The organism is Gordonia sp. LMA484 (assembly GCF_058129505.1).
Genome location: NZ_CM176700.1, coordinates 4814682 through 4828376, shown reverse-complemented (window position 1 = coordinate 4828376; position 13695 = coordinate 4814682). Strand labels below are relative to the sequence as shown.

The following is a 13695-nucleotide window of genomic DNA, read 5'->3' as shown; positions in this document are numbered from 1 at the left end:
CTGGTTGACCAGCATGGCCACCATCGAGAGCACACCCGACGCCGTCACGGCGACCCGGCGTTTCTTCCCGCAGCTGGAGGGGATGCGCGCGTTGGCGGCGATCGGTGTCCTGACCACCCACGTCGCGTTCCAGACCGGGACCGTCTCGCTGCCGGTCATCGGTCCGTTGCTCGGTCGCCTCGACCTCGCGGTGGCGTTGTTCTTCGCGCTGTCGGGGTTCCTGCTGTGGCGGCCGTGGGTTGCCGCGGCCACCGCGCCCACCCACGCGGCCCGACCGTCCGTGCGGCGTTATCTGGCGCATCGCCTCGTCCGTATCTGGCCCGCCTACCTCGTCGTGGTGATCGTGGTGCTGACGCTGGTCCCCGATGCGAAGGGCGCCGACCTCACCGTGTGGCTGGCGAATCTGACGCTCACCCAGGTGTTCGTGCCGCTGTCGCTGACCGCTGGGCTCACCCAGATGTGGAGTCTGTCGGTCGAGGTCGCCTTCTACCTTCTGCTCCCGGTGATCGGGTTCGCGTTGGCGCGTCTGCGGGCGGACAACGGGCGGCTGAGGTGGCGCATTCCCGCGTTGGCCGGACTCGGCGTGCTCAGCCTCGGATGGGCGTGGCTCGCGATGGTGCTGCCGGTGGCGGCCGGAGTGGAACCGAAGAACTGGGTGTTCGGCCATCTGCCCTGGTTCCTGGCCGGCCTGGTGCTCGCCGAGCTGGCCGGGGCGATCGAACTCGACACGCACCGGCCGGCGCGCTGGGTCCGGATGATCGTGCGGCTCGGTGCGCGACGTCGGCTCATGGCGGCGACGTTGGTGCTCGCCTACGGACTCGCCTGCACGGCGCTGGCCGGGCCGACCGGCCTCGGCGACCTGTCGGCACTGCAGTTCGCCACCAAGATGGTGCTCGGCGCGGTCTGCGGTTTCGCCCTGCTCGCGCCGCTGGTACTCGGTGCCGGTCCGTTCCGGCTGTTGACCTCGCGGGTGATGCTGGCCCTGGGCCGGTGGTCCTATGGCATCTTCATCTGGCATCTGGCCGTGCTCGCGGCCGTCTTCCCGCTCTTCGGCATCGTCGCATTCAACGGGGACTTCCTGCTCGTCTGGACCATCACGCTGCTGCTGACCATCGGGGTATCGGCGGCGAGTTATGCCTTCGTCGAGGAACCGGCCCGGCGGTGGCTGCGCGACCGGGAGCGCCGAGATAGCCACGATGCCGCGTCGTCCGGCGATGCGTCGCCGACAACGGCCGACCACACGGTCAGCGACACCGCGATCAACGCCGGCAGCTGAACCCACCACTCGAAGCCGTGGTAGCCGGTCGACGCGTGCCACGGGCCGCTCGCCAGGCCGAGGGTCGCGAGCAGCATGGCGATGAACACGAGGACGACCCCGACACGGGGTCGGACCCACAACGCGACGCCACCCAGCACCACCGACACGGCCAGACCCCACCAGCCCGCCAGCAGCCAGGAGGCGGTGAGCCACGACGCGGCGCCGGCGACCCGCAGCCACGGTTGCGGGCCGACCTCTCGGCGGGATCGCGATTCTCGAGGTCGAGGTCTCGGCCACCACGCCGCCACGAACAGCAGCGCCACCAGCACCAATCCGATGCACAACGCCCACCGGTAGACCGAATCGAAGCGGTAGGTCAGGGTCAGCGTGCCGGCGGTCCCGGCCGGCACCACCCATCCCTGCTGCCAGCCGTTGACCACGACGGGGGTCAGATCCCGGCCGTCGAGCCTGGCCTCCCATCCCGGGTTGGTGCTCTCCGGCACGACGAGGAGCCGTTCGGCCGCGGCCGCGTCGACGGACACGCTCCGATGGGTGGCCGACCAGTCGGCGACCCGGGGGACCACCGGAGCGGGCGCAGGTGAGGTGTCACTGCCGGACACCGGCAGCGACACCTGCTCGACGGTGAACGCGTCGCCGGGGTTGGCCGACAGCTCCTGCTCACCGGCGCCGAGGCGCACCGCTGTCGGGTCACCGCGCCCGGCACCCGACTGCGCGGACGCGCACGGCCGGGCGACAACGGGTTTCCCGGACCGCAGGTGACCCGCGGTGGTGTGCACCGACATCCCGATCACCTGCCCCGACACGGTCAGACCGATCCCGGCGTCGCAGCCGATGTCGATGCCCCGGTCGTCGTCGGTCGTGGGCGGTGACGTCGGCAGGATCTGCACCTCACTGATCCCGGCCGGCGCCGGCCGGGCGAAACCGAGGCTGTTCACGTCGATCAGGTCGGCGGTCTTGGTGACGGTCAGCCGGATCCGGTCGGTCACGGCGGGGTCCAGCCCGATCACCCCATCCCGCCCGACGTCGCGGGCCTGCGTACCGGTTCCGAGATCGACGGTCACCCGCCGTGGGGCGGCCGGATAACGCTGCGGAGTGACGAGCCGTAGACCGGTCACCCGCTGCTGGTGCGGAAGGGTGATCACCAACTCCGGGTCGTCGTCCTTCGTGCCGGTCGAGTCGGCCGCGGGTTCCGGTGCGGTCCAGGTGGTTCCGATGTCGCCGTCGACGGCGGCAGCGGCGTTGCCGCGCGGGTCGTCGACGGCGGTGGGGCCGTCGGCGGTAACCTGACCGGGACCGGAGATCAAGGAGCGCAACGCATCACCGGATCTCGGCCGCAGCACCATGGTCGGCGTGACGGACACCGGTGACGGCACCGACAGTGCGCGGGTGAGGATCCCGGGTGACTCCGGCGCCAGACCGAGACCCGGTGCGCAGCGGACCGACGCTCCGTCGGCGACACATGCCGAGCGGCCGCCGAGCTCCTGGGTGAGCAGCCATCCGGACACCGGCGTGCCTCGCGGCGGGTCGGGGAGGGTGACCCGATGGCGGATGACGAGCGGCGCATGGGTGGACAGATCGGTCAGCGACACCTCGCCGAGCGCGAACTGGTTGCCCGCCAGCCCGTTCGCGGTGCTGATCGCCCGGATCTGCACCCAGTGGGTCGGCCCGCTCGGCGCGGTCACGGTGACCGGCTTGCCCGGACGGACACCCTGGGCGACGGCGCTGCCGGCCTCGGTGGAGACGAGCAGGCCCGACACATCCGGCCCCAGCGCCTTGCTCGTCGTGATCGTGAGCGCCAGATCTGCGCGGGGCTCGGTGAAGTCCAGGCGCAGCCACTTTCCGACGGCGGAGTCGAGATCGTTGGACACCCAGGCGGTGTCGGGGTCGCCGTCGAACGCCGCGGCCGGCGAGTTGGCCGGCGACGTCTGACCCAATTGGGTTGCGTCGGAGGCTGATCCGGAGGTGCTGACACGGATCTGGCCGGGTTGGTTGTTCAGCAGCCACTCGCCCTGCACGAGCGGTTGTCCGTCGACCGGATAGTCGGGGACGGCGTTCTGGGTGCGCCGTGCATCGCCGTCGGCGCGGATCGCGGAACTGTGGTCGTCGACGCGCCCGAAGTCGGTCTCGCGGTCGGCCGGCGTGTCGGTGATCAGCACTCCGCGGCCATCCGTCAGACCGGCGCGGCGGGCGTCGGCGTCGAGGAGCGCGGGACCCATCGGCGGCAGGCCCGACCAGGCCCGTTGCGCCTGGACCGCGGCGAGCGCCTCCGGTCCGCCGGCGACGCGCGGCGCCGAGGCGGCGTCGACGAGTACCGGCCCGGTCCCTGGGAATCCGGTGACGTCGCGGACCGCGTAGATCTGGATGGCGCGCATCGTGGGGCGTAACCCGTTGTCGCGCACCACCCCCGGAACACTGCCCGGCCCGACCTCCGGGCCGAAGACCGCCACCCGCTCGAGCCCCGGTGACTGCTCGAGGGTCTGCTGGGCGACCAGCGGGCGGGCCGACCGGGACGAGTCCGGGTCCAGGTCTGCGCGCAACACCACGTAGCCGATGCCCTGCTGTGCCAACGTCGCGGCCAGGCCGGGCGAGCCGCGGCCGTCGGCGATGTCGCGTTGCACCGAGTCCAGCGCGCGGATCGCTCCCGGCGGCGTCAAGGGTATGGCATCGCGGACCGCCCAGGGGCCGTCGGCGAGCGGCTGCAGGGGTTCGTCGCGGGTCAGACCCCACAGCTGGTCGGCGAACGGTGCGCCGGGGACCACCAGACTGCGTACCGGGGCGCTGCTGCCGGGCGGATCATCGTGCGCGGAAAGCCATTTCGCGGCGCTGGTCCAGTAGTCGGGGATCGCGCGGTAGGTGCCGGCCGGCGCCAGTTGTCCGGTCCACATCAGGGAACCCGCGCCGATCGCGGCCACCACCACCACGATCGCCGCCGCGACGGGGCGGGAGCGTTGCGGGTGGGCGAACGCGGATGCCGTCTCCCGGAGTGGGGCGGCGCCCGGCAGCGGGACCCGGCCGAGCAGATGAGCGATGCCGAGAACGAGCGGGATCCGGACGAACGGCTCGAACTTGTGGATGTTGCGCAGCGCGGCGCCGGCTCCGTCGAGGAAGACCCGGACCGGTTCGGCGATCGGCGAGCCCAGTTCGCCGGCGAAGCCGACGCACATCAGCAGCAGACCCGTCACCAGCACCGTGACCAACCGTCCGCGGGACGGGATGTGCCGCATACACAGGCCGGCGAGTCCCGCGGCGGCGAGAACGCCGGTGGCGACCACGGCGGCGGGCTGGGTCACCAGCACCGCGCCCGCCACCCGTTCCGGTGACACGAACGGCGTCCAGGAGCTCGTGCCGCGCAGCACCTCGGTCAGTGAGGTCCATTCGGTGGTCACCCGCGACGACTCGATGAAGTCGAGGAACGGCGGACTGACCCGCGACAGGATGAGCAGCGGCACCACCCACCACGCGCAGGCCATCGTCAGGCCCACCGACCACCACGCACCGAACCGCCACCAGCGCGCGGTGGGCACCGAACTCAGGAACGGTGCGTGCAGAACCCACCACAGCGCGGCAACCCCGAGGGCGGCGAGGGTGGCCACGGCGTTGACCGCGCCCATCAGGGCCACCGCGGCGGCCGACTGCAGCGCCGATCGCCAGATCGGGCCGTCGTCGCGGTCGAGGACACGGACGAGCGGCACCATCACCCACGGCGCCAACACCATGGGCAGGGTCTCCGATGAGATCGAGCCGATCGTCGTGAGGACCCGCGGGCTGAGCACGAAGATGATGCCCGCGACCATCCGGGAACCCGGCGAGCCGATGCGCATCGCCTCGGCCAGCCGCACGATCCCGACGAAGCCGACGACCAGCAGCAACGCCCACCACAGACGTTGCACGACCCATGGCGGCAGATGCGCGACGTCACCGAGCGCGAAGAACGCCCCGTGCGGGAAGAAGTAGCCGTATGCCTGGTTCTGGACCTGCCCCAGCGGGGCGTTCGGGGTCCACAGATGGGCCGCGCGGGCCAGGAAGCCGAGCGGATTCGCGGTCAGGTCGAGCTTGGTGTCGGCGGAGATGCGCCCGGGCGACTGCAGGAATGAGATGACGAGCGCGCAGAGGGCCACAATGGCCACGCCGCGCCGCGACAGGCGTCGCTCGAAGGTCAGTTCTCGGCCCCGGTATCGCCGCGCGAGCCGTAGTCCACCGAGCCCTGCACGAAACCGTTGTTGGGGTTGATCGAGTTCACGTCCGTCGACGGGCTCGTCTCGGTGGAGAGGAATCCACCGAGGAACACAGCGCCGAGTCCCACCAGGATGCCGGCGACCCCGGCCACAGCTCCGGCGACGAGGCGGTTGTTGGTCATGGCGACGAAACTACCATCGCGCCGAAACCCGGCCCGGCAAGCGCCGCTCGAAACCCCCGGTCGAGGTACCCGCTCGAACCCGACCCGACTCTGAAAACCGCCCGACCCGCCGTCCGAACTCTGAAAACCGCCCAACCCGAGTCCGAAAACCGCCCGACCCGACTCTGAAAACCGCCCGACCCGCCGTCCGAACTCCGAAAACCGCCCAGGAGGGGCCGCTGGTCGGCATTTCGCCGACGGATGCCCGCTCCGGGGTGGTTTTCGGCGGCGGTTTCCCCGAAACCGGCGGCTTGCGACGGAGTATGGTCAGGGCCACGCCAGGGCGAATCGAGGCGCGATGCACGAGATGGCGATAACACAGAGCGTGATCGAGGCCGTGTGTGAGCATGCCGCGGGTCGGCAAGTGCACCAGGTGACCGTCGAGGTCGGTGCGCTGTGCGCCGTGGAGCCCGATGCCATGCAGTTCTGTTTCTCTCTCGCCGCCGAGGACACCCTCGTCGAGGGTGCGGTGCTGGAGATCGTCATCACGCCGGGGCGTGCGCGTTGCCGCAGCTGCGGCAACGAGACCACACTGCGCGACTTCATCCTCCTGTGTCCGTGCGGCAGCGCCGACCTCGACGTCACCGCCGGCCGAGAACTGAGGATCACGTCGATGGAGGTGAGTGACGAATGTGCGCAACCTGCGGATGCGGCGATGACTCGGGACCGGTGATCTCGAAACCCGGCCAACACGAGAACTCGCACGGTCACGACGACCCGCATGACCACGACGACCCGCACCACCACGACCATGGCCATCGGCACCACCATGACGATGCGCAGCACCATCATGCGCACGACCATCCGCACCCCCACTCCGAGCAGCACGTCGCGCCCCGCACCGAAACGATCACCCTGGAACAGAAGGTGCTGGATCGAAACGACCTCCTGGCCCAGGAGAACCGGGAATGGCTCGCCGCTCGCGGCATCGTCGCCCTCAACATGGCGAGCTCGCCGGGTGCCGGGAAGACCTCGTTGATCGAACGCACCATCCGGGAGCGCTCGGCGGACTTGCGTTTCGCGGTCATCGAAGGAGACCAGGCCACGCTGCGCGACGCCGAACGAATCTCGGCGACCGGATGCGACGTGGTGCAGATCAACACCGGGGCCGGATGCCACCTCGACGCGCAGATGGTCCGTAACGCCATCGACTCGCTGAGCCCGGCGACCGGATCACTGCTCCTGATCGAGAACGTGGGCAACCTGGTGTGCCCGGCACTGTTCGACCTCGGCGAGTGGATGAAGGTCGTGGTCATCTCGGTCACCGAGGGGGACGACAAACCGGTGAAGTATCCGCACATGTTCGCGGCGGCCGGGCTCGTCATCATCAACAAGGTCGATCTGCTGCCCTACGTCGACTTCGACCTCGACCTCTGCACAGCGCATGTGCGAGCGGTCAATCCGCGCGTACCGGTCATCCCTCTCTCGGTCACCAGTGGTGAAGGTGTGAACCATTGGTACACATGGCTTTCAGAAATCCATCAACATTCCGGGCCGACGCCGGTGCCCACCGGAGGCGATTGACAACTCACACTCGTCGGCGTAATGCTGTGACAAGCGTCACACAAGCGTGCCGACGGTCGACTCCCGTGACGCCAGGGGCCGTGTGCGGGGTCCCGGAAAGCGGCATCTCATGCCCGATGAGCTTGCGCAGAAGGCGGAGGAGACCCTGATCCACGTTCTGTGGATCAACGCAGGACTCAGTTGCGACGGCGACTCGGTCGCCCTGACCGCAGCCACCCAGCCCAGTGTGGAGGAGATCGCCCTCGGCGCCTTACCGGGTCTGCCGAAGGTGGCCGTGCATTGGCCGTTGATCGACTTCGAGTGCGGGCCCTCCGGTGGTGCCGACGACTTCCTGGAGTGGTTCTTCAAAGCCGATCGCGATGAACTCGATCCGTTCGTCCTGGTGGTCGAGGGCTCGATCCCCAACGAGCAACTCCACGACAGCGGCGGATACTGGTGCGGCTTCGGCAACAAACCCGGCACCGATCAGCCGATGACGACCAGCGAGTGGCTCACCCGGCTCGCGCCCAAGGCGACAGCTGTCGTCGCCGTCGGAACCTGTGCCACCTACGGCGGCATCCACGCGATGGCCGGTAACCCGACCGGCGCGATGGGGGTGCCCGACTTCCTGGGCTGGGACTGGCGCAGCAAGGCCGACATCCCGATCGTGTGCGTTCCCGGCTGTCCGATCCACCCGGACAACCTGTCGGAGACCCTGACCTATCTGCTCTACATGGCCACCGGACAAGCGCCGATGATCCCGCTCGACGACGCACTGCGACCCAAATGGCTCTTCTCGGCGACCGTGCACGAGGGCTGCGATCGCGCCGGTTACTACGAGCAGGGCGACTTCGCGACCGAATACGGTTCACCGAAATGCATCGTCAAGCTCGGCTGCTGGGGGCCGGTCGTGAAATGCAATGTGCCCAAGCGAGGTTGGATAAACGGCGTCGGTGGCTGCCCGAATGTGGGCGGCATCTGCATCGGTTGCACCATGCCCGGCTTCCCCGACAAGTTCATGCCCTTCATGGACGAGCCGCCGGGCGGCAAACTCTCCTCGACGGCCTCCGGCCTCTACGGGACGGTGATCCGCAATCTGCGCCACATCACCGGTGCGACCGTCGACAAGGAGCCGCGATGGCGCCACAAGGGGCAACGACTGGAAACCGGCGCGACCAGGACCTGGTAGGAGAGGCATCAGACGATGACAACCATCATCCCCGAGCCGTCGCACAAGAAGGTCGATCCGGACAGCCTCGTCGAGATGGCGTGGGACCCGATCACCCGGATCGTGGGCAGCCTCGGCATCTACACCAAGATCGACTTCGAGAACCGGGAGGTGGTGGAGTGTCACAGCACGTCGTCGATCTTCCGCGGTTACTCGATCTTCATGCGGGGCAAGGACCCTCGCGACGCGCATTTCATCACCAGCCGAATCTGCGGGATCTGCGGTGACAACCACGCCACCTGCTCGTGCTACTGCCAGAACATGGCGTACGGGGTGAAACCGCCACACCTGGGTGAGTGGATCGTGAACCTCGGCGAGGCCGCTGAATACATGTTCGACCACAACATCTTTCAGGAGAACCTGGTCGGCGTCGACTTCTGCGAGAAGATGGTCTCCGAGACCAACCCGGGCGTGCTGGCCAAGGCGGAGAACACCGAGGCGCCCCATGCCGGCGACCACGGCTACCGCACCGTCGCCGACATCATGCGGGCGCTGAACCCGTTCACCGGTGAGTTCTACCGCGAGGCATTGCAGGTGAGCCGCTACACACGAGAGATGTTCTGCCTCATGGAAGGTCGACACGTCCACCCGTCCACGTTGTATCCGGGCGGAGTGGGCACGGTGGCCACCATCCAGTTGATGACCGACTACATGACCCGCCTGATGCGGTATGTGGAGTTCATGAAGAAGGTCGTCCCGATGCACGACGACCTGTTCGACTTCTTCTACGAGGCGCTGCCCGGCTACGACAAGGTGGGTCTGCGCCGGACACTGCTGGGATGCTGGGGCTCGTTCCAGGACCCGGAGGTCTGCAACTTCTCCTACCGCGACATGGAGGACTGGGGCCGCAAGATGTTCGTCACACCCGGTGTGGTGGTCGACGGCAAACTGGTCACCACCTCGCTGGTCGACATCAATCTGGGCATCCGAATCCTCTTGGGCAGTTCCTACTACGACGACTGGACCGACCAGGAGATGTTCGTCAAGACCGATCCGCTGGGCAACCCGGTGGACCGGCGGCACCCGTGGAACCAGCACACCAATCCCAAACCCGCCAAGCGCGACATGGACGACAAGTACAGCTGGGTGATGTCGCCACGCTGGTTCGACGGCACCGACCACCTCGCGCTCGACACCGGCGGCGGACCGCTGGCGCGGCTGTGGTCGACCGCACTGGCCGGCCTCGTCGACATCGGCTATGTGCAATCCACCGGTCACAGCGTGAAGATCAATCTGCCCAAGACCGCGCTCAAGGGCCCCGCCGAACTCGAATGGACGATCCCCGAGGCGGGCAGCAACACCATCGAACGCAATCGGGCGCGCACCTACTTCCAGGCGTACGCGGCTGCCTGCGCACTGCATTTCGCGGAGCAGGCACTCGCCGAGATCCGGGCCGGACGAACCAAGACCTGGGAGCAGTTCGAGGTCCCCGACGAGGGCATCGGCTGTGGCTTCACCGAGGCCGTGCGCGGTGTGCTGTCGCATCACATGGTGATCCGCGACGGCAAGATCGCCAACTATCACCCGTATCCGCCGACACCCTGGAATGCCAACCCGCGCGACAGTTTCGGGACGCCGGGGCCGTACGAGGACGCCGTTCAGGGGCAGCCGATCTTCGAGGAGAACGGCCGCGACGACTTCAAGGGCATCGACATCATGCGTACCGTGCGCAGCTTCGACCCCTGCCTGCCCTGCGGCGTGCACATGTACCTCGGCCAGGGACAGACACTGGAGAAACTGCATTCGCCGACGCAGGCGTTGACGGGTGACTGACGACCCGGATGCCGAGGACGGGCGCTGGCGCGGTGCCGGGGACCGTATCGAGAACCTGCTCGACGCTTCGTCGGCGCAGGGCGGTGCGCTCGCGCGCGAGCGGGCCGAGGCGTTGGTACGGGAGGTCGCCGACCTCTACGGCGCCGGACTGACGCGCATCGTCGCCAAGCTCGACACGGCCGCAATCGATGCGCTGGTCACCGACGACCTCGTCGCAAGTCTCCTGCTGGTACACGGGTTGCACCCCCGTGACGTGCGCACCCGCGTCGAGACCGCCATCGACACCGTGCGGCCCTACCTCGGCTCGCACGGCGGCGACGTCACCGTCCTCGACGTCGTCGACGGCGTCGTACGACTGGAACTGTCCGGTAGCTGCCGAAGCTGTCCGTCGTCGTCGGTGACGCTCGAACTGGCCGTCGAGGAGGCGATCCGGGCGGCGGCGCCCGAGATCGAGTCCATCGAGGCCGTCGCAGCCGAACCCGACCAGCCCGGCGTGATCGCGGTGGAGTCGCTGTTCAGTCGGGTGCACACCGACGATCTGCACGCCGGCGAGGCGTCGCGTGGCAGCTGGGAACCGATCCCGCAGGTGGCCGAGCTGGCACCCGGTGAGGTCGGGGGCTTCGCGGTCGGCGGCCTGGTGATCCTGGTGTGCCGGATCGGCGAGGGCTGGTACGCCTACCGCGACCGATGCCCCGGGTGCGACGACTCGATGGCCGGGGCGGGACTGCACAGTTCCCCGCAGGGCGCGGCCATCCTGCGGTGCCCGAACTGCGGGGCCCGGTTCGACGCCGTGCACGCCGGTGCGCGACTCGATGGCGACGGCCACCTCGAGCCGCTGCCGATGTTGACCCGCGATGGCCTTGTGTCGGTCGCGATACCGGCGGGCGCGGCACCGTGAGCAGCCCGTTCGACGTGATCCGGCGGATCACGAGCACTCGGCCCCCGGCTCCGTCGGGGGAGGTGTGCGAGATGTGCGCCGACCCGATGGGCACACGACATCAACACGTCGTCAACGTCGAGGACCGGGCGCTGATGTGTGTTTGCCGTGGCTGCTATCTGCTGTTCGTCGACCAGGGCGCGTCGCTGCGCTACCGCGCGGTGCCGGACCGTTTCCTCTGCTTCCCCGACGACACCGTCGCGCCCGCGGACTGGGCGGGACTCGAGATACCCGTGGATCTGGCGTTCTTCTTCCGCAACTCGGTGCTCGGCCGGATGGTCGCGTTCTATCCGGGACCCGCCGGCGCGATCGAGTCGGACCTGCCTCTGCAGGAGTGGGATTCGCTGGTGCAGCGGTGCCCGGAACTCGACATCGTCGCGGCCGACGTGGAGGCACTGCTCATCCGGATGCCCGGTGACAGTCCGGGTGCGGCCCGACCGGGCGAGGCCGCCGGCTGCCTGCTCCTGCCCATCGACGTCTGCTACGAGTTCGTCGGGCAGGTGCGCACGCGATGGCGCGGTTTCGACGGCGGATCGGACGTGCACGACTACATCGACGAGTTCTTCACCACGATGTCGCGCCGTGCGGCACCGGTAGGTGCGTGATGGTCGGCGGCGGCACCCTCCGGCTCGAGGTGCTCGAGGTCGCGCCCGAACGGTACGCGGCGACACCTACCCTGATCGCGCACACCCGGATCAGCAGATTCGACGGTGTCCGGGTCCAGGCGATCGCGCTGCGCGCACAGGTCCGCATCGAGCCGGCGCGCCGGGCCTACGACGACGCGGAGGCAGCCGGGCTCGTCGACCTGTTCGGCGACCGCGAGCGCTGGGCCGGCACGCAGCGTGCCTTCCTCTGGATGCACACCTCGACGATGGTTCCCGCGTTCACCGATCAGATCGAGGTGGACCTGCCGATGCCGTGCACCTACGACCTCGAGGTGAGCGGGTCGAAGTACTTCCATGCCCTGGCCGACGGATCCGTCCCACTCCTCTTCCTGTTCAGCGGCACCGTGTTCGTCGACGGCCCCGCGGGATTCTCGGTGGAACACATCTCCTGGGATCGGGAGAGCCGCCATCAGCTCCCGGTCGCGGTGTGGCGAGAGTTGATGGCCACCTCCTACCCCGGCCAGGGCTGGGTGCGATTGCGTGAGGAAACCCTTGCGGCGCTGCGCGACTACAAGTCCGCACACGGCCTGCTCGGCTACGACGACGTCGTGACCACCCTGCTCTCGAGGGAGGCGATCCGATGACGATCGCGGACGTGCGGGCGGTGGCCGACGCGGTGCTGTACGAGGGCTATCTCCTCTACCCGTACCGGTCGACGTCGGCGAAGAACCAGGCACGCTGGCAGTTCGGCGTGCTGGGCCCGCCGGGAGCGGCGAACGCCGGCCTGGGCGAGCCGCCGAACCTGTCCGCGCAGTGTCTGATCCGCACCGACACCGACACCGACACGACGGTCACGGTCGCCACCCGCTTCCTGCAGCTGCAGCGCCGCACGGCTCGCGACGCGTCGGCGAATCCGGTGGAGACACTCGTCGTCGACGGCCGACGTCACGTCAACTGGGACGAGGCGGTGCCGTGCGAGATCACCGGCGACCCACTCGCGCTGCAGGACCTGATGAGTGCGGAGAGCGTCGGTCGGATGGACATCGCGGCGGGTGCGGAGGTCGAGGAGCTCGATGGCGGGAGCCTCCTGCGCACGCGACAACCCCTGTGTGGGTGTCTGCGGGTATCGGCGGTGAATGCGGGCGACCTCGTGCGGCTGACGGTCTCGGCGGAGAACGTCGGCGACCCGGCCGTCGATGCCGACGATGCGATCGCGCGCTCGTTCATCGGCGCGCACATGATCGTCGAGGTGCGCGGCGGCTCGTTCGTATCGGTCATCGACCCACCGGAACCGTTCGCGCCCCTCGCGCGGGACTGCGTGCACCACCGGGCGTTCCCGGTGGTGGCCGGACCGGACGGCGAGGACCATCTGATGCTGATCTCGCCGATCATTCTCTACGACCATCCCGAGGTGGCCGCACAGAGCCCGGGGGCACTCTTCGACTCCACCGAGATCGACGAGATCCTCACGCTGCGGGTGATGACCATGACCGACACGGAGAAGGAACAGGCCCGGGCCACCGATGCCCGGGCCGCCGAGATCATCGACCGTTGTGAGGCCATGTCCCCCGAGGCGATGGCGCAGCTGCACGGCGTGCTCCGCGAACCGCACCTTTCCGAACCTTCTTCACCGCAACTGGTTCCGGAGGTGCCCGACGGGATGGACTGGTGGGACCCCGCAGCCGATGCCGCCGTCGCGCCGGAGTCAGACGCGGTCCTCGTCGGTGGTGTCGCGGTCGGTCGCGGCAGCCGGGTCCGGTTGCGGCCGTCGCGTCGCGCGGATGCCCACGACGTGTTCTTCGCCGGCATGACCGCCCGCGTGATGACCGTGCACGGCGATGTCGACGGCGACATCCACGTCGGGGTGGTGATCGAAGACGACCCCGCCGCCGATCTCCACGAATCCTTCGGTCGCTACTTCTATTTCGCGCCCGACGAGATCGAGCCTCTCGACAACCCCTGAGGCGGAAAGGA

10 protein-coding genes and 1 pseudogene are annotated in these 13695 nt (G+C 68.7%); 9 read left to right on the top strand and 2 right to left on the bottom strand.

Annotated features, from left to right (window positions below):
* The first annotated feature begins 13 nt into the window (after nt 1–13).
* Nucleotides 14–1276: an acyltransferase family protein gene (locus tag AC4AMJ_RS21430; RefSeq protein WP_489899112.1), complete on the top strand. Its 1263-nt coding sequence runs from the start codon at nt 14–16 to the stop codon at nt 1274–1276.
* An 881-nt stretch (nt 1277–2157) separates the two neighbouring features.
* Here AC4AMJ_RS21430 and AC4AMJ_RS21425 read toward each other — a convergent pair.
* A pseudogene (locus tag AC4AMJ_RS21425) lies at nt 2158–5397 on the bottom strand (alpha-(1->3)-arabinofuranosyltransferase domain-containing protein); the annotation flags it as partial.
* Nucleotides 5398–5435: 38 nt separating this feature from the next.
* Nucleotides 5436–5636, bottom strand: a complete 201-nt coding sequence (locus AC4AMJ_RS21420; protein WP_489899114.1) for a DUF2613 domain-containing protein — start codon at nt 5634–5636, stop codon at nt 5436–5438.
* A gap of 337 nt (nt 5637–5973) precedes the next feature.
* Here AC4AMJ_RS21420 and hypA point away from each other — a divergent pair, with 337 nt between their 5' ends.
* The 8 genes from hypA (at nt 5974) to AC4AMJ_RS21380 (ending at nt 13684) form a co-directional block, all read left to right on the top strand.
* Nucleotides 5974–6348, top strand: a complete 375-nt coding sequence (gene hypA / locus AC4AMJ_RS21415) for a hydrogenase maturation nickel metallochaperone HypA (RefSeq protein ID WP_489914556.1) — start codon at nt 5974–5976, stop codon at nt 6346–6348.
* Nucleotides 6306–7199 carry a hydrogenase nickel incorporation protein HypB gene (gene hypB, locus AC4AMJ_RS21410; RefSeq protein WP_489914554.1) on the top strand — a complete coding sequence of 298 codons (894 nt, stop codon included), beginning with the start codon at nt 6306–6308 and terminating at the stop codon, nt 7197–7199. Before hypA ends, hypB begins: the two co-directional genes overlap by 43 nt.
* 109 nt (nt 7200–7308) lie before the next feature.
* Nucleotides 7309–8367 carry an NADH-quinone oxidoreductase subunit B family protein gene (locus AC4AMJ_RS21405; RefSeq protein ID WP_489899118.1) on the top strand — a complete coding sequence of 353 codons (1059 nt, stop codon included), beginning with the start codon at nt 7309–7311 and terminating at the stop codon, nt 8365–8367.
* A gap of 15 nt (nt 8368–8382) precedes the next feature.
* On the top strand, nt 8383–10179 hold the full coding sequence (locus tag AC4AMJ_RS21400) for a nickel-dependent hydrogenase large subunit (RefSeq protein WP_489899119.1): 1797 nt from the start codon (nt 8383–8385) through the stop codon (nt 10177–10179).
* Nucleotides 10172–11077: a NifU family protein gene (locus tag AC4AMJ_RS21395; protein ID WP_489914552.1), complete on the top strand. Its 906-nt coding sequence runs from the start codon at nt 10172–10174 to the stop codon at nt 11075–11077. Before AC4AMJ_RS21400 ends, AC4AMJ_RS21395 begins: the two co-directional genes overlap by 8 nt.
* A complete protein-coding gene (locus tag AC4AMJ_RS21390) occupies nt 11074–11721 on the top strand; it encodes a DUF5947 family protein (RefSeq protein ID WP_489899122.1) in 648 nt (215 codons plus the stop codon). Before AC4AMJ_RS21395 ends, AC4AMJ_RS21390 begins: the two co-directional genes overlap by 4 nt.
* A complete protein-coding gene (locus AC4AMJ_RS21385; RefSeq protein WP_489914551.1) occupies nt 11721–12365 on the top strand; it encodes a DUF6084 family protein in 645 nt (214 codons plus the stop codon). The genes AC4AMJ_RS21390 and AC4AMJ_RS21385 overlap by 1 nt, the downstream gene beginning before the upstream one ends.
* Nucleotides 12362–13684: a hypothetical protein gene (locus AC4AMJ_RS21380; protein ID WP_489914549.1), complete on the top strand. Its 1323-nt coding sequence runs from the start codon at nt 12362–12364 to the stop codon at nt 13682–13684. The genes AC4AMJ_RS21385 and AC4AMJ_RS21380 overlap by 4 nt, the downstream gene beginning before the upstream one ends.
* Nucleotides 13685–13695 lie beyond the last annotated feature (11 nt).